The 16679-nt window shown below is 66.3% G+C and carries 14 protein-coding genes; 6 read left to right on the plus strand and 8 right to left on the minus strand.

Translation table 11 applies throughout. The annotated features are described in order from the left end of the window. Positions 1-283: 283 nt before the first annotated feature. Both FHY18_RS15230 and FHY18_RS15235 read right to left on the minus strand, forming a co-directional pair. On the minus strand, positions 284-1174 hold the full coding sequence (locus tag FHY18_RS15230; protein ID WP_259156563.1) for a hypothetical protein: 891 nt from the start codon (positions 1172-1174) through the stop codon (positions 284-286). After that, complete coding sequence (locus FHY18_RS15235) at positions 1171-1554, minus strand: DUF4398 domain-containing protein (protein WP_259156564.1); 384 nt, start codon at positions 1552-1554, stop codon at positions 1171-1173. The genes FHY18_RS15230 and FHY18_RS15235 overlap by 4 nt, the downstream gene beginning before the upstream one ends. A 99-nt stretch (positions 1555-1653) precedes the next feature. On the opposite strand from FHY18_RS15235, the gene FHY18_RS15240 reads away from it, so the two are divergent. Next, positions 1654-2787, plus strand: coding sequence for a PilT/PilU family type 4a pilus ATPase (locus FHY18_RS15240; RefSeq protein WP_259156566.1), 1134 nt, complete (start codon positions 1654-1656; stop codon positions 2785-2787). A gap of 813 nt (positions 2788-3600) precedes the next feature. Here the strand turns inward: FHY18_RS15240 and maiA are convergent. Together maiA and FHY18_RS15250 are read right to left on the minus strand one after the other, a co-directional pair. Further along, positions 3601-4263, minus strand: coding sequence for a maleylacetoacetate isomerase (gene maiA / locus FHY18_RS15245; protein WP_259156568.1), 663 nt, complete (start codon positions 4261-4263; stop codon positions 3601-3603). Between the two features lie 43 nt (positions 4264-4306). Further along, positions 4307-5365 carry a fumarylacetoacetate hydrolase family protein gene (locus FHY18_RS15250; RefSeq protein ID WP_259156988.1) on the minus strand — a complete coding sequence of 353 codons (1059 nt, stop codon included), beginning with the start codon at positions 5363-5365 and terminating at the stop codon, positions 4307-4309. A 306-nt stretch (positions 5366-5671) separates the two neighbouring features. Here FHY18_RS15250 and FHY18_RS15255 point away from each other — a divergent pair, with 306 nt between their 5' ends. Next, positions 5672-7060 carry a DEAD/DEAH box helicase gene (locus tag FHY18_RS15255; protein WP_259156570.1) on the plus strand — a complete coding sequence of 463 codons (1389 nt, stop codon included), beginning with the start codon at positions 5672-5674 and terminating at the stop codon, positions 7058-7060. Between the two features lie 443 nt (positions 7061-7503). On the opposite strand, the gene FHY18_RS15260 is transcribed toward FHY18_RS15255, so the two are convergent. Next, the gene (locus FHY18_RS15260) at positions 7504-9789 is read right to left on the minus strand and encodes a transferrin receptor-like dimerization domain-containing protein (RefSeq protein ID WP_259156574.1); all 2286 of its coding nucleotides are present in this window, start codon (positions 9787-9789) and stop codon (positions 7504-7506) included. A gap of 183 nt (positions 9790-9972) precedes the next feature. Then, the gene (locus FHY18_RS15265) at positions 9973-12606 is read right to left on the minus strand and encodes a TonB-dependent receptor (protein WP_259156575.1); all 2634 of its coding nucleotides are present in this window, start codon (positions 12604-12606) and stop codon (positions 9973-9975) included. A gap of 269 nt (positions 12607-12875) precedes the next feature. On the opposite strand from FHY18_RS15265, the gene queD reads away from it, so the two are divergent. Further along, positions 12876-13229, plus strand: coding sequence for a 6-carboxytetrahydropterin synthase QueD (gene queD, locus FHY18_RS15270; RefSeq protein ID WP_259156577.1), 354 nt, complete (start codon positions 12876-12878; stop codon positions 13227-13229). Between the two features lie 192 nt (positions 13230-13421). Continuing rightward, on the plus strand, positions 13422-13757 hold the full coding sequence (locus FHY18_RS15275) for a phasin family protein (RefSeq protein WP_259156579.1): 336 nt from the start codon (positions 13422-13424) through the stop codon (positions 13755-13757). Between the two features lie 163 nt (positions 13758-13920). Here FHY18_RS15275 and bioD read toward each other — a convergent pair whose 3' ends face one another. Next, a complete protein-coding gene (gene bioD, locus FHY18_RS15280; protein ID WP_259156581.1) occupies positions 13921-14595 on the minus strand; it encodes a dethiobiotin synthase in 675 nt (224 codons plus the stop codon). Between the two features lie 117 nt (positions 14596-14712). Here bioD and FHY18_RS15285 point away from each other — a divergent pair, with 117 nt between their 5' ends. Both FHY18_RS15285 and FHY18_RS15290 read left to right on the plus strand, forming a co-directional pair. Beyond that, entirely contained in the window at positions 14713-15195 is a 483-nt protein-coding gene (locus FHY18_RS15285; protein ID WP_259156583.1) for a GAF domain-containing protein, read from the plus strand. Continuing rightward, positions 15192-15584, plus strand: a complete 393-nt coding sequence (locus tag FHY18_RS15290; RefSeq protein WP_259156585.1) for a TfoX/Sxy family protein — start codon at positions 15192-15194, stop codon at positions 15582-15584. The genes FHY18_RS15285 and FHY18_RS15290 overlap by 4 nt, the downstream gene beginning before the upstream one ends. A 117-nt stretch (positions 15585-15701) precedes the next feature. Here the strand turns inward: FHY18_RS15290 and FHY18_RS15295 are convergent, their stop codons facing one another. Further along, a complete protein-coding gene (locus FHY18_RS15295; RefSeq protein ID WP_259156587.1) occupies positions 15702-16655 on the minus strand; it encodes an alpha/beta hydrolase-fold protein in 954 nt (317 codons plus the stop codon). Positions 16656-16679 lie beyond the last annotated feature (24 nt).

The raw sequence follows: 16679 nt of genomic DNA on the forward strand, positions 1-16679 counted from the left end.
AAGACCCGCGAGTCGCGCTGGCAAAGGTCACCACGGTGGACGCACTGGTAAAACCACTACCTGTTGCAACTGCGTGCGTCGCTGCGTGCCCTTGCGTCACTGACCCGGCCCTCCGTACTTTCCGGGCGGCGGAGTTGCTGCCCGGAGGTACGACCCTACGCCGGTCGCGGAGGGGGTTCAAGGCCGGAACGGCTGCTTTTGCCGTTCCTTGCGTCAATCAGTGACCGCGGTTCAACCGGGCGTCATGCCCGGGTTAAAACGCCTTAACTTCCAACTACTTGCATTATGGAGCGACAACGACCTCGGCCGCACGCGTCTTGCTGGCGGCACCCTTGCTGCCACTGACCTGCAACCGCGATCCCGCAACGCCGCCGGCGACCAACGCATCGCGAAGCGCCTCGGCGCGCTTCTTGGCCACGGCCGCATCGCTGTCGAAACCCACGATGCTGACCCGGCCCTTCTTGCCGATGTTGAGATACTCGGCCAGCGCCTTGGCCTGCCCGGCCGCATCGCCGGACAACGCCGCCTTGCCGCCGAACGCGCCGCTGCCCAGCGAGAACACTTCGCCGCGGCTGTCCACCTTGGACGAGGGCAGTTTGGCCCCTGCAACCAGTTCGGCCTCCTCGTGCGCCAGCTGGAGCGCCTTCTGCTGGGCGGCGTTGAGCTTGGCAGTCTGCTTGCCGGCCACGTTGGTCAGCGCCAGCTCGGCATCCTGGCGGGCCAGGGTTTCCTGTTCGGCGGCCTGACGCATGCGCTCGGCCTCCTCAGCCTGGATCTGCGCCTGCACACGCAGGCGCTCGGCCTCCTGCCGGGCGCGCGAGGCGTCACGGCGGCTGGCTTCGATCAGCAGGTCGTTGCGGGTGCCTTCCAGGCGGTCGAGCTCGCGCCGTGCCAGCGCGGTGCGGGCGGTGAGCTCGGCGATCTCGACCCGGCGGTCGGCAAGAAACACCAGCTCATCGCGGTCGCGCCGCTTGGCCTCGGCCAGCGCGGCCACGGTCTGCTGGGCCTGCAAGCGCTCGTAGCGGGCCAGGTCGCTGGTCTGCGGGTCGTTCTGCAGCGCCGCCAGGCGCCGGTTGAGCGCGTCGGCCTGCGGGTCGTCCTTGGCCGCCATCACCAGCGACGGCAGCGTGGCCAGGCTCAGCACACCGATATAAAGGTAGGGGCGCAGTTTCATCGACCGCTCTCCCCGGTGTTGAGGCTGTTCTGCAGTTGCGCCACTTCCTTGCGGCGTTGCTCCAGCTGGGCACTGACCACCGCCTCTTCGCTGCGCGCCTTGGCCAGATCGGCATCGGCGGCGGCGCGCAGGGCGATCTGCGGCACCTGCTTGCGCTGGCGCTTGTCCAGCTGCGCCTGCTGGGCCTGCATCAGTTCCTGGCGGGCCAGGTTGACCAGATCCGGGGCGTATTGGTCGGCGTCGGCCTGGGTGGCGCGTTGCACGGCCTGTTCGGCGGCGGTGAGCTCCGGAGCCACCTGAGCGGCGGCCGGAGAGGAAAAAACCATGAAACAGGCGATGCCATACAGGGATCGCCGCAAGTATGCGAAGCTAGCCGTCATTAGGGGAGCCGTAGCGAGGAAGTCTCGAGCACGGCCATTGTCGGAAGCCTGCGGCGGACTTGCAACGAGACGCTGCTGTTTGTTGGGGAACCATTGCGCATGGATATCGGCTACTTCCTGAAGCTGATGACCGAAAAGAATGCCTCGGACATGTTCTTGACCACCGGTGCGCCGGTGTACATCAAGATCGAAGGCAAGCTCTACCCGCTCGGCAATACGGGGTTGCCGCCGGGGATGGTCAAGAAAATCGCTTACTCATTGATGGACGAAGGCCAGGTACCGCAGTTCGAGCGCGAGCTCGAGCTCAACATGGCCATCGCCCTGCCCGACGCCGGCCGCTTCCGCGTGAACGTATTCAAGCAGCGTGGCGAGGTGGGCATGGTGATTCGCGCCATCCGCAGCCGGATCCCAAGCATCGAAGAACTCAACCTGCCGCAGGTGCTGAAGGACGTCATCATGACCCCGCGCGGGCTGGTGCTGGTGGTCGGTTCGACCGGCTCCGGCAAGTCGACCTCGCTGGCCTCGATGATCGACCACCGCAACAGCACCACCACCGGGCACATCCTCACCATCGAGGACCCGATCGAATATCTGCACAAGCACAAGATGTCGATCGTGAACCAGCGCGAGGTGGGACTGGACACGCATGCCTTCCAGAGCGCGCTGAAGAACGCGATGCGCGAGGCGCCGGACGTGATCCTGATCGGCGAGATCCTGGATGCCGAGACCATGGAGGCGGCCATCGCCTTCGCCGAGACCGGTCACCTGTGCCTGGCCACGTTGCACTCCAACAATGCCGACCAGACCATCGAGCGCATCCTCAATTTCTTCCCGGAAAGCGCGCACAAGAACGTGCTGATGAACCTGGCGCTGAATCTGCGCGCAGTGGTCTCGCAGCGCCTGGTCAAGGGGCTGGATGGGCGCCGTCGCCCGGCGACCGAAGTGCTGCTCAATACCCCGATGATCCGCGACCTGCTGCGCCGCGGCCAGGTGCACGAGGTCAAGCAGGCAATGGAAGAATCGCTGGAAGAAGGCATGCAGACCTTCGACCAATGCCTGTTCCGCATGGTCAAATCAGGGGAAATCGAGCAAGAGGAGGCGCTGCGCGCTGCCGACTCGCGCGATGGCCTGGCACTGAAGTTCCGGCTGTCCGAAGGTGGTTCGGGCGAGCACGACCCGTATGCGGATTACGAGACTGCCGCCGCACCGAAGATTAGCCACGGATTTATCTGATCGGTCTGGTGGGCAGAAGCGGCAGGCGGCAGCGTTGTCAGATGGTCGCTGCCGGCGCTGAGTCCTGCGGCGTGTCGTCGCTGCCCGAAGCGCCCTCATCCGGCGCTGCGCGCCACCTTCTCCCGCTCGCGGGAGAAGGGCAACGGAGTCGGCAACCCGGAACGTCAACGTGGCCCGGGGGCAACGCCGCTGCTGCCTGAGGTAGTGTTTCCAGCGCTACTGCCTTCTCAGAAGCACGTTATCCACCTTCTCCATAGCATCACCTGCTCCAGAACACGTCATTCGCCTTCTCCAGAGCATCACCTGCTCCAGAGCGCATCCCTGCGTTTCTCCCAAGCACGCATCCGGGGTCTGCAAGGCATCTCGACCGGCGTTGCAAGCCGCAGCTCTCGTTGATGGCAACGCCAGGGTCTGCAGGTGCGCGAAACGGGGAGCCATTTATCGGAGTGCCTGGTCGGGAACCAGCGCGTCGGCGTCCTGGCTCACCCTTCCCGCACGCCCTTCTCCCGCGCGGCGGGAGAAGGTGCCCGAAGGGCGGATGAGGGGCTTGATGTGCCAGCGACAAGCCAGTTCCCGCAGTGCCTGGCCGGGAGCTGTCGCGCGGCGTCCTGGCATGCCCCTCTCCCGCACCCCCTTCTCCCGCGCGGCGGGAGAAGGTGCCCGAAGGGCGGATGAGGGGCTTGATGTGCCAGCGACAAGCCAGTTCCCGCAGTGCCTGGCTGGGAGTTGGCGCGTCGGAGTCCTGGCACCCCCTTCTCCCGCGCAGCGGGAGAAGGTGCCCGCAGGGCGGATGAGGGCCTTGATTCCCTACCCTCACGCCATCGCATCAACCTGCATTTCGGGCCGTGCCGCATCGAAGGCCGGCAGCGCCAGGCAGGCCAGTTCGATGCGTTGCAAGGTCGGATACGGCGCCAGATCGACCTCGAAGCGATGGGCGTTGTAAAGCTGCGGAATCAGGACGCAATCGGCCAGCCCCGGCGTGTCGCCGTGGCAGAAACGCCCGGTGCGCGCATCGTGCGCCAGTTGCGCCTCCAGTGCGGCGAACCCGCGCTGCATCCAGTGCCGGGTCCAGTGCAGGCGCTGCGCAGCGTCCAGCGCGAACTCGCGCTCCAGCAGTTGGGTGACGCGCAGATTGTTGAGCGGATGCACATCGCAGGCGATGAGCTGGGCCAGCGCGCGCACGCGGGCGCGGTCGGCCGGGGCTGCCGGCAATAGCGGCGCGCTGCCCGCAAAGGCCTCTTCCAGATAGTCCAGAATCGCCAGCGACTGCGGGATCACCACTGCGCCGTGACGCAGCGTCGGCACCAGCTGCTGCGGGTTGAGCTGCGCATAGGCCGCCGCATGCTGCTCGCCGCCGTCGCGTACCAGATGCACCGGATGGGTGACATAGGCCAGCGACTTCAGGTGCAGGCCGATGCGCACGCGGTACGCCGCGCTAGAACGCCAGTACGAAAACAGCTCCAGCGCCGCGCTCATGCGCGCCCGCCGGTGACCGCGCCCGCCGGCCAGACGCTGCGCGTCATGGCAATGGCTGCCGTTCGACGCGCTGCTCGATCGCGCCGAAGACGCTGGCGCCGCCGGCATCGAACATCTCGATCCGCACCACATCGCCGAACGCCATGAACGGCGTGCTCGGCTTGCCATCGCGCAAGGTCTCGACCACGCGCTGTTCGGCGAAGCACGATGCGCCCAGCGTGGTGTCTTCGTTGGCGATGGTGCCGGACCCGACAATCGTGCCGGCCGACAACGGGCGGGTCTTGGCGGCATGGGCGATCAGCTGGGCGAAATCGAACTGCATGTCGTTGCCTGCCTCCGGCGCGCCGAACCAGGCGCCATTGACGTGGGTCACCAGCGGCAGATGCACCTTGTTGTCGCGCCATGCATCGGCCAATTCGTCGGGGGTGACGAACACCGGCGACAGCGCCGAGCGCGGCTTGGACTGCACAAAACCAAACCCCTTGGCGAGCTCGGCCGGGATCAGGTTGCGCAGCGAAACATCGTTGACCAGGCCGATCAACTGGATATGCGCGGCCGCCTGTTCGGGCGATGCGCCCATCGGCACGTCGTCGGTGATCACCACGATTTCGGCTTCCAGATCGATGCCGTGGTCTTCGCTGATCACCTTGATGGCATCGCGCGGGCCGTAGAAGCCGGCGCTGGTGGCCTGGTACATCAGCGGGTCGGTATAGAAGCTTTCCGGCACCTCGGCATTGCGCGCGCGCCGCACGCGCTCCACATGCGGCAGGTAGGCGCTGCCATCGACGAATTCGTACGCGCGCGGGAGCGGCGCGGCCAGTGCCTGCAGATCCAGATCGAAGACGCCATCGGCGCTGCCCTCGTCGAGCGCGGCAGACAAGGCGTTCAGCCGTGGCGCGACGTTGCTCCAGTCTTCCAGCGCGCGCTGCAGCGTCGGCGCGATGCCGGTGGCATGCACGGCCTTGCTCAGGTCGCGCGAGACCACGATCAGGCTGCCATCGCGGCCGCCTTCCTTCAGGGAACCTAGCTTCATGACCATCCTGTGCTGTGGCTGATGCGCCGATTGTACGACCTGGCACAATAATGGTTGCGGTTGAAACAGCTGACCCGAAACACAACGCGATGCCGAAATTTTGTGCAGCGCGCCAAAGGGGCGTACACTTGCCGGGTCTGCATGCGGCCGTCCGTTTCCCTTTGGGACCGCCGGCGAGGCCAGGATCGCTCGATCCGCTCGCCCGCCCCACCCGACGCCTTTCGTGGTGCCGACAAACCCATCGCTTCTTGATTGGGTTGTTCCACCATCTCGCAGCGCGGTTCACGGGAACGCTCCGAGCCTCACTTTTTGCATCTGCAATGCGTTTGCGCTCCGGGCCTGGCCTGGTGGCGACGCTTTACTTGGAGCTTCCTGATGTCTTTTGAATCCCTGGGCCTGGCGCCCTTCCTGCTGCGCGCTTTGGCCGAGCAGGGCTATGAAACCCCCACTGCAATCCAGCAGCAGGCGATCCCGTTGGTGCTGGCAGGTCACGACCTGCTGGCCGGCGCGCAGACCGGTACCGGCAAGACTGCCGCGTTCGGCCTGCCGCTGCTGCAGCACCTGGGCACCAGCCCGCAGCCGGTCAACGGCCCGCGCAAGCCGCGCGCGCTGATCCTGACCCCGACCCGCGAACTGGCGACCCAGGTGCATGACAGCCTGCGCGGCTACAGCAAGTACCTGCGCATTCCGAGCGCGGTGATCTATGGCGGCGTGGGCATGGGCAACCAGCTCGATACGCTGCGTCGTGGCGTGGACCTGCTGATCGCCTGCCCGGGCCGCCTGATCGACCATATCGAGCGTCGCAGCGTGGACCTGTCCGGCATCGAAGTGCTGATCCTGGACGAAGCCGATCGCATGCTCGACATGGGCTTCTTGCCGTCGATCAAGCGCATCCTGACCAAGCTGCCGCGCCAGGACCGCCAGACCCTGCTGTTCTCGGCAACGTTCGAAGAGAACATCAAGCAGCTGGCGCTGGAATTCATGCGCAACCCGATGCAGATCCAGGTCACCCCGAGCAACACCGTGGCCGAGAGCATCACCCACCGCGTGCACCCGGTCGATGGCGCGCGCAAGCGCGACCTGCTGCTGCACCTGCTGGCGCAGGACAGCCGCGAGCAGACCCTGGTGTTTGCCCGCACCAAGCACGGCAGCGACAAGCTGGCGCTGTTCCTGGAGAAGTCCGGCATCAAGACCGCGGCGATCCACGGCAACAAGAGCCAGGGCCAGCGCATGCGTGCCCTGAGCGACTTCAAGGCCGGCCGCGTGACCGTGCTGGTGGCCACCGATATCGCCGCGCGCGGCATCGACATCGACCAGTTGCCCAAGGTCATCAACTACGACCTGCCGATGGTGGCCGAAGACTACGTGCACCGCATCGGCCGCACCGGTCGCAACGGTTCCACCGGCGAGGCGATCTCGCTGGTGGCGCAGGACGAAGCCAAGCTGCTGCGCCAGATCGTGCGCATGCTGGGCCGCGACGTGGAAATCCGCGACGTGCCGGGCTACGAGCCGCAGACCCCGATCCGTTGGGGCAATAGCGCGCCGGGTCGTGCCGAACAGCCGGGTGGCGATCGCGCCCCGCGCAAGAGCCACGCACGTCGTCCGCATGGCGATGCGCCGCGTCAGGCGCATGCGCATGCCGGCCCGAAGAAGCCCGGTGGCCAGCGCAGCAGCGGGCCGCGTCAGGCCGGTGCGGGCGCGGGTGCCGGTGCAGGCCGTCGCGACAGCGGCCGTGGCGGCCAGCGCCCGAGCGGCACGCGCTGAATCCCGCGCGCCGGTTCCACTGGCGTTGCCGCATGCAGTGACGTGACAGAAAAAGCCGCCCCTCGGGGCGGCTTTTTTGTGGTCGTCGTCGCGCGAAGGTGCAAGGCGGTAGAGGCCAAGTGCAACCTTCGCAAGCGCCGCGCGTGCCATCGAAGAAGCCGGAGCGGTGCAACGATCAAGGCAAGAACCGGTGGTTGCACAAACAAGCCCGGTCACACTGGTGGCGCGTGGCTGGCGCCACCCCTCCTCGCTCGCCGCTGCAGTTGGTCTGCTTCCGCAAGGCAAGCAACGTGCCCGCCGATCTTCCGGCACTCCCTGCGCTCGGCCACACCGCAGACGCAGCGGCTTGAGCGCGAGCACCGATCGCGGCAACGTTCAGGACTGACGGGAGGCTGGAACCTCACCGCCAACCCTCAGCGCTTCCTGTCTTGCGTGCTCACTGCCTAGCCGTCGATCAACGCGGTATTGCGATCGATTGCCTCACGGTAGCGATCCAGTACCGCGGCGGTCTGCACGATGTACTTGTTGAGATCCTCCCAACGCCGGTCTTCCAGCGCTTCGCGAATGCCTGGCAGGGTCTTGACCTCGTAACCGGTAGCCAGGCCGGGGGCGTAGATCAGGTTGCGGTACCACGGCCGCCCCGGCAAACCGCCTTCGGCCAGCAGGGTCTGGTCGATGCGCTGCAGCGAGGCGTTGAGCTTGCTGCGCACGCCTGCATCCAGGCTGCCGCCACGCGACGCCAGCGCTCCGTCGTAGCGCTTGGCACTGGCCTGCAATCGCGCGATGGCCTGGTCCAGCGCGGCGAAGTCGATCTGCGGCACCGCGGCTTTCGGCTCGGGCGCGCGTTGCGGCCGGTTCGGGTTATCGACGGCCGCATAGGCTCCGGCCTGCAGCAACTCGGCCTGCGTGCGTGCGGCAGTTCGATCGCTGTCGGCCTGCTGCTTGAGCTCCTGCGCATAGCCGGCCACCGCATCGGCAAAGTCGCCGAAACGCTGCGGCAACACCGGTGCATTTGCCACGCGCAACACCGTGCGGCCGACCGTCTGCGACAACAGCGGCAGATAGCTGAAATCCGGATCGATGTAGCGTGCGAAGTAATCGTAGGAGTCGTACAGCGAGTGATAGACGCCGCTGCCGCCGCCCTGCCCGCCATAGCCCAGATCCAGCGTTGCCAATCCCAGATGCTGCAGGAAGGGGCTGTAGTCGCTGCCCGAGCCGAGTGCCTTCAGCGGCACATCGCCGCCGGCTGCGACCTGCTTGGCGATGTCCTTCTGCACCGGCTTGGCGGTGGGCGCCAGCGCGTCGATGCGGGCGCGGGCGCGCTGCCGTTCGAGCACGCTCACGCCGCTGTCGGGGTCGCGCAGATCCGCTGCCACGCCGTTGACCAGCCGCTGCAGCGCATGGCTGCCGCCGGCATTGAGAAAGCCGCGCCCGTTGCCGTCGGTGTTGACATACAGCACCGCCTTGCGGCGCAGTTCGTCGGCGTGCTGTTCGGCCCATTCGGTGGAGCCGAGCAGGCCGGCCTCTTCGCCGTCCCAACTGGCGTAGACGAGCGTGCGCTTGGGGCGCTGCCCCTGCCTGGCCAGCTCGCCGATCGCCTTGGCTTCGGCCAGCAAGGCGGTGGTGCCCGAGAGCGGATCGGCCGCACCGAATACCCAGCCGTCGCGGTGATTGCCGCGCACCACCCACTGGTCCGGATATTCGCTGCCACGCAGGGTGGCGATGACGTTGTAGATGGTCTTGCTGCCCCAGTCCGCATCCACCTTCAGATGCACGCGCGCGCTGTCGTCGCCGCCGATGCGGTAGGTGATCGGCAGCGCGCCGCGCCAGTCCTCCGGTGCCACCGGCCCGCCCAGGGCGGCCAGCAAGGGCTGCGCGTCGCCCCAGCTGATCGGCAGGGTCGGGATCTTCAACACACTGCCGGCCTGGTCGATCTTCAGGCGTTTGGCGCCCTTGCTGGCGCCGACGCCCGGGGTGAGCGGATCGCCGGGATAGATCGCGAAATTGGCCACCGAGCCGCGTTGCACGCTCCACTGATTGCGCGCCGGGCCATCGGGATAGGCCCGATCCTGAAAATACCCGTCGTCGCGCGGATCGGAATAGATGATCGCGCCGATCGCGCCATGCTCCTGCGCCAGCCGCGGCTTGAGCCCGCGCCATCCCTTGCCGTAGCGGGCGATGACGATCTTGCCGCGCACATCCACGCCGTTGCGCGCCAGCGCTTCGTAGTCTTCGGCAATGCCGTAATTGACGTAGACCAGATCGCCGGTGACATCGCCATTGCCGCCGTAGATCACATACGGCGGCAGTACGTTGTCGGTTTGGGTGGAGGTGCTGTCGCCCGGCAGCGGCGGCTCCTTCAGACGCGCGACATAGGGTCTGGGACCGAGCAATTCCAGCTGCGAGGTCCTGGGCGAGGGCCACAACACCTCGAAGGTTTCGATGCGCGCATCCCAGCCGTAGCCGCGCAGGCGCGTTTGCAGATCGCGGGCGTTTTCCAGGTTATGCGGCGCGCCGACATGATTCGGCGCCGACGACCATTGCTTCAACCAGCCGCGATAATCGGCGTCCTGCAAGCCGCTATCGAAACGCGCTTCCAGCGCGCGTTGCGCCTGTGCGGCATCGGCGTCGTAACCCGGTAGCGCGGCGGGTGGTGCGGCAGGTTGCGCGACCAGGGGAGGCGCGACGAAGGCCAGGGCGAGTAGCCAGGCGTGCTGCGAAGAGGTCATCGTGATTCCTTGAAAGTGTCCAGGGCCAATGGCGCTGCAGTCGTTCAGAGCGGTGGCAGGCAGATCCACCATTGCACGGCTGCGATCGCGAACCTAGCTGCCGCAGTGTGCAGGAGTCCGCCTGTGCGCGATGGGGCCTGACCGGCACTCCCACGTCGCGCACAAGGGCCGTGCGTATGCCGATCAGAATCGGTAATCCAGGCCGACGGTGAAATAGCGCCCACGCAGGTCGTACTGGGTGAAGTCGTATGGCGCGCGAATGCCCGGGAACGAGGCATCGACCGGCGGCTGCTTGTCGGCCAGATTCTCGATCTTGGCGTACAGGGTGAGCTTGTCGATCCCGGTGTACCCCAGATACAGGTCGAACTGGTTGTAGTCGCCCACGCGCGACTGCACGGCGCTGGCCGCGGCGCTGGCCTTCTGGTCGTAGCCGCCGGTGTAGTACCAGGTCAGCGCCGCACTCACCGTGCCCAGATTCCAGTCCAGCGTGGTGGTGGCCTTGTTGCGCGGCAACGACGGGCCGAGATTGCTGCCGGCGTAATCCTGCAACGGGCCACCGACCACGGTGGGGCGACGGTAATCGCGCACATGGGTATAGGCGGTATTGAGGCCAAAGTTGCCAGCCGCTTCGGTGCGCCAGCGCTGGCGCAGTTCCACATCGATGCCCGAGGTCGTCAGTTCGCTGAGGTTCTGGTAGCGGTTGTACACCGCCACCAGCGTGCCACGCGCGTCGCGGATAACGTCGGCCGGGTCGTTGTTCTGCACGATGGTGGCGTTGTTGCCGGTGCCGACCAGATTCTCCAGTTCGATCTTGTACCAGTCCACGCTCAGGCTGGTGTCGGCCCACGGCGACAGCACCACACCCAGGTTGTAGCTGCGCGTGCGCTCTGGATCGAGCTCCGTGTTGCCGACGGTGAAGAAGGTCGGGTTCTGGCGCGAGCCCGGCACGTCCGGATCGAACGGGTCGACCACCGAGCCGTAGGAGATGTTGGTGCTGGCCGCATTCTCCGACAACGACGGTGCGCGAAAGCCGCGCGAGGCGGCCGCGCGTACCAGCACGGCGTCCAGCGGTTGCCAGCGCAGGCTGGCCTTGGGCGAAAACGCATTGCCGAAATCGCTGTAATGATCGCCGCGCCCTGCCAGTTGCAGTTCCAGCGATTGCAGCAGCGGCAGGTTGACTTCGGCATATAGCGCCGACACCTTGCGCTCACCATCCACCGCGGCAATCGCCGGGCGGATCTGCAGGCCCTGGTCGATCTGCCAGGGATTGCGCGAGACCAGCTCCTCCTGCCGCCACTCGGCGCCGGCGGCGAATCCGACGCTACCGGCCGGCAGCTCGAACAGATTGCCGGACACTTTGGCGTCGACGCCGCGCAGTGTCGATTGGGCCGGGCGAAGCGTGCTGAGGTTGATGCCGTCGATCACCGATTGCGGTGTGGCCGATGGATCGAGCAGGTTGTAGCTGCCATCGGCCAGCGCCTGGGCCAGCGTAAAGCGATTGGCAAAACCACCGGACACGGTTTCGTGCTCGGTGCTGCGTGCGGCGAACGCCGCCGCCTCCCAATCCCAGCGTTCGGTCTTGCCGCGCACGCCACCGAGAAAACGATAGGACTGCGAGCGGTTGGTTTTGACCGTCTGGCCCAGGTCGAAGAAGGTGTATTCGATCGGTACCGCGGTGCCGTACGGGTTGTACGGGCTGGAGGCCGGCAACAGGTTGGATACCGGCTCGGCCAGGCCTGTGCTGGCGTTCAAGGCAAAGCGGCCGCCCTCCAGGGTGAAGTACGGGCTGGAACCGAAGATCGACACGCCCTTGACCTCGCTGTAGAGCGCCTCGCCAAACGCCTCGACATTGTCGCCGAGCCGGAAGGTGGCGTTGGTATAGGCCTGATAGCGCTTGGTCGAGGGGATCAGCGTGGTGAACGGGGCCTGGTTGAAGCCGCAGGTATCGCCGGCCAGGCCGTCGATCGGCGCGCTGGCGGTGAGCACCGTCCCCGTGGGGCAATTGCCTTGCGCATCGAGCATCGGTACAGAGCGGCCGCCGACCAGGTAACGCGCGCCCTTGGCCGACCAGCCGTTCCAGCGCCCGCCGGGCAGGTCGGTGTAGATGCCCGAGCGGGTCAGCGCGCGCTGATCCTGATCCAGCCGGTCGCGGTTGTAGGCGTCGAAACTGAAGAGGATGTTGTAGCCATCGCTGTCCAGATCGCCGATGCCGCCGATGAACTTGGCGCGCTGGGTGTCCATGCCGCCCTGATCGGAGGTGCCGCCGCTCAAGCCGAGCTCGGCGCCCTGGAAATCCTGCCGGGTGATGATGTTGACCACGCCGGCCACCGCATCGGAGCCGTACACGGCAGAGGCGCCGTCCTTGAGCACCTCGATGCGTTCCACTGCCACCAGCGGCAGCGCGTTGAGGTTGACGAAGGTGTCGCCCAGGCCGTTGGCGGGAAAGCCGTAGTTGGCCAGCCGGCGTCCGTTGAGCAGCACCAGGGTGTTCTTCTGCGACAGCCCGCGCAGGCCGATGCCCGCCGAGCCGGAGGCCCACCCGTTGTTGGTGGTTTCGTTGGTGGCGTTGCCGGTGTTGGCCGAGATCGAGCGCAGTGCGTCGGCCACGGTGACCTTGCCGGACTGCTCCAGCTGCTGGCGGTCGATCACCTGGACCGGGTTCGGGCCTTCGCTGTCGGTGCGCTTGATGTTGGAGCCGGTGACGCTGACGGTGGCCAGGGTCTTGCCCGTGTCGGGTGTCGCGTCGTCGGCATGAGCGAGGGGAATCAGCGCCGAGAGAACGGCAAGAGACAGCAGGTAAGGCGTAGGGCGCTTCACGCACGGCATCCATGAATAGGGGGCTTTGCAGTGGGCCATGCGCGATTGATTAACAAAAATTACATAACTGCATAGGGATATGACGCGCCGTGACACACGGCGCCGGACAGACGCGATCGTCCGCGCGTCGGACCTCAAGACGCCGCGCGCGTCGTTGGAGCGCATCCGGGCCAACCGGTGGTGCCGGTGTCCTCGCGAGGACGCAAATGCACGGTCTCGCTGCGATTGGCACAGCCCCGAGAAGCACTGCCGCACTTACAATGGCGCGCATGGATATCTTCAAAGTCTTTACGCTCGAAGCCGCGCATCGGCTTCCCAATGTGCCGCCCGGCCACAAGTGCGCCCGGCTGCACGGGCACTCGTTCCGGGTCGAACTGCATGTCAGCGGCGAACCCGGTGACCAGACCGGCTGGATCATGGATTTCGGCGACATCAAGGCCGCCTTCCAACCGATCTACGACCGCCTGGACCACCACTACCTCAATGACATCGAGGGGCTGGAGAACCCGACCAGCGAGCGGCTGGCGATCTGGATCTGGCAGCAACTCAAACCGGCGCTGCCGCAGTTGAGCGAGATCGTGGTGCACGAAACCTGCACTTCCGGCTGCCGCTATCGCGGCTGATCGCGTGCGCAATGATCTACCCCGAAGCCGCCTACTGGGCGGCTTCGTCGTTTTTGACGCATCGTCAACCGCTTGAATTCAAATGGATTTGAACAAAGTTTGGGGAAACTTCAGGAAACTTGTTGCATCGCACCAATATCCGCGTATGCTGCATCGCAACAAACGGTCACGGCTTTCCCCAAGGGGTTCGCAATGTCGGCGCAGTTCGATAACAGCTTCACCAGTCAGTTCGCCTCTGCCGCAGCACGTGCCAACCAGTTGGCATTGGACACGCTGGAGCAGAACGTCAACGCAACCACCACGTTCTTCGGTGAGTTTGCGCAGGCACGCGACCTGGGTGCCTACCAGACGCTCTGGCCGAAAGGCCTGCAGCTGGCCCGCGACAACCTGGAACGCCTGGCTTCGGCCAATCAGGAAGTGGTCGGGATGGGATTGAAGATGTCCAGCGAGCTGGGGCAGTTCGCCAAGCAGCAGTTCGATAACGGCAGTGAACAGGCCGGCGCAACAGGCAAGACACGGCGCAAGTAACGGCCACCAAAATTCAGCGTCTTTGCATGGGTCCCTCCCCCCGTGCAATCCGGCCCGACAGATCCCTCCCTCTGTCGGGCTTTTTTATTGTGCGTTTGCCGGTCGGCCCGTCGCCGTGGCTTGCGCGCGGCGATCGGCACTGGCGCGGTTGCAGCCGGCGCGGCTAGATCGGTAGCCGCAGCTCCTGCGCCTGGCTGGCGGCATCGGCGCCCGGGCGCCAACGGATCCGCCCCCAGCACGGCATCCCCAGCCGCTGATGCAGCATCTGGATGTTTGCTTCGACGCGTTCCATCTGCGGGTCCACCTCGTTGGCGATCCAGCCGATGCACTCCAGCCCGTCGGCGGCGATGGCGGCGGCGGTCAGGCGCGCGTGGTTGATGCAGCCCAGCCGCACGCCGACCACCAGCACCACCGGCAATTGCAGCGCGCGGACCAGATCGGCCTGGTCCAGATCGGCGCTGAGCGGCGCGGCCCAGCCACCGACACCTTCGACCACCACCACATCGGCCTGACGACGCAATTGCGCGAAGGCGCGGGCGATCGGGTCCAGCGACAGGGTGACGCCGACATCGGCCGCAGCCAGCTCCGGTGCCAGCGGTGCGGGCAAGGCGTAGGGGTTGAGGGTGGCGTAGTCCGGCTGCGGGTCGCTGGCCGCCTGCAGCGCCAGCGCGTCTTCATTGCGCCAACCATCGGGCGTCTGTTCGCAGCCACTGGCGACCGGCTTCATCCCCACGGCGGTGCGCCCGCGCGCGCGTAGCGCGTGCAGCAGCGCGGTGCTGCCCATGGTCTTGCCGATGCCGGTGTCGGTGCCGGTGACATACAACGCCGGATGCTGCATGCGTTCGATCCTGCGGCCGCGCCGCCATTGCCGAGAGGGCGCGCAGCATAACGCGCGGATCCGGACGCGCGGCTGAGTCGCAATGCCGCTGCGGATGGCCGCTGCTAAACTTCGGCCATGTTCGCCACCTCATCGCTGACCGGCAGCAAGCCGGAACAATACGCCCAGCTCACCGCCCAGGCCCAGGCCCTGGTGCACGGCGAGCCGGACCGGATCGCCAATGCCGCTAACCTGGCCGCACTGATCTTCAACTCGCTACCGTCGCTCAACTGGGCCGGCTTCTATTTCTACGACGGCCGCGAGCTGGTGGTGGGGCCGTTCCAAGGCTTGCCGGCCTGCGTGCGCATTCCGCTGGACAAGGGCGTGTGCGGTGCGGCCGCCAGCACCCGGCAAAGCCAGCGTATTGCCGACGTGGACGCGTTTCCCGGGCATATCGCCTGCGATTCGGCGTCGCGCTCGGAGCTGGTGATCCCGCTGGTCAAGGGCGATGCGCTGATCGGCGTGCTGGATCTGGACAGCCCGGAGCTGGATCGCTTCGACGCCGACGATCAGCACGGCCTGGAAGCCATCGCGCAGGTTTTTGTCGGCGCGCTGACGTGACCACCGAACGGCTGCGCAACATCGGCCCGAAAAGTGCGGCGTGGCTGCGCCAGGTCGGCCTGCGCACGCAGCAGGATCTGCAGGCGGTGGGCGCGGTGGGCGCATTCGTCAAGGTGCGCCGGGCCGGTTTCAAGCCCAGCCTCAACCTGCTGTACTCGCTGGAAGGCGCCTTGACCGACTGCCACTGGCAGGACGTGCCCGAAGCGCGCCGGCATGCCTTGCTGGCCGAATACGAGGCGGCCAGCGCGCTGTTGCCGGTGCGCGGCCGCGCGGTCGCCGGGCCGGTGGAAACCGTGCACTACGCGCGGGCAGACAACGACGATACGCATGGCGACATGGGCGAAGCAGACGATGACGCTGCGGACCTGAGCCAAACGCGCGAGGATTGAATGTTTGCGCCGGGTTGCCGCAGCCGTGCGCGCATGACGCTGGCGCGGCGACCAGCGCTAGCGTGCTTGTTGCGTTCTAGATCGATGTATTTCGATCGCTTGCCTGATCTGGCTTCGTCAACGCGCCGCTGCGTCTCGTAACGTCGGCGCAAGCGATGCGCCCAGCGTCTGACCATGGCTGAGGCCTGGTAGCGGTTGATACGCGGCGCTGAGGCCGGGTAACGACGACAACAGCGCGACCAGATTCTGTGCCGCATGTGGATCTGACTGTGGCCGCCCGGGACGCTCCGGTTTTGTAGCGTTGGCCGGCGTGCCGCCCTCGCCCGCCATCAGCGTCAGACGATGCTTGTCTGGCTGCGTGCTCGCAGAAGCTGCGTGTGCGTTATCGACCACGCGCTGCGCCTGCTGGACGATGAATCCATCGCCCCACCACAGCGATGGATCGACTGCCACGTAGTGCTGAAACAGCTGTGGCTGCGTCAGCAACACCTGCAGCACGAACAGCCCGCCATACGAATGGCCCCATAGCGTCTGCCGCAGAGGATCCACCGACACATGAGCCTGCACCTGCGGGCGAATGCGTGCGGCGATCAGTTGCGCGAATGCGGCAGCGCCGCCAGTCCTGCGCTCAGGGTTCAGCGGGTCGGTTTCGACACGGCCATCGGTAAAACGCGCAGGCGTGTAGTCCAGGCTGCGCCCCACCGCATCGATGCGCAACGCGCTGTCGTCGGCGATGAACACCAGCACCGGCGCATCGCCGTCAGTCGAGAGGCTGTCGAGCAAACGCTCATCCAGTTCCATCAATGCCGCGTTGCCATCGAGCAGGTACACCACCGGATAACCGGCGACGGGCGGCGCAGCCTTGGGTGTGGCAATCCGCACGCGGTAATGGCGTTGAGCATCGGCCGAGTCCAGCCGCAATGCGCTGAAGCCATAGGAGGCACTGGGGCGATCGGCGACGGTGCTGCCGATCGTGCGGCTCAGGTCCGGCTGCGCGAACGCCGGCACGGCGCCGACGATCCACATCAGCACACCGGCACACGCAAGCCGCCAACGCTGCTGTCGGGTCATTGCACTCTCCTGTTGCGGCGCGCG

Origin of the sequence: Xanthomonas sp. 3793 (genome assembly GCF_024806835.1) — a bacterium.
Taxonomy (GTDB): domain Bacteria; phylum Pseudomonadota; class Gammaproteobacteria; order Xanthomonadales; family Xanthomonadaceae; genus Xanthomonas; species Xanthomonas arboricola_F.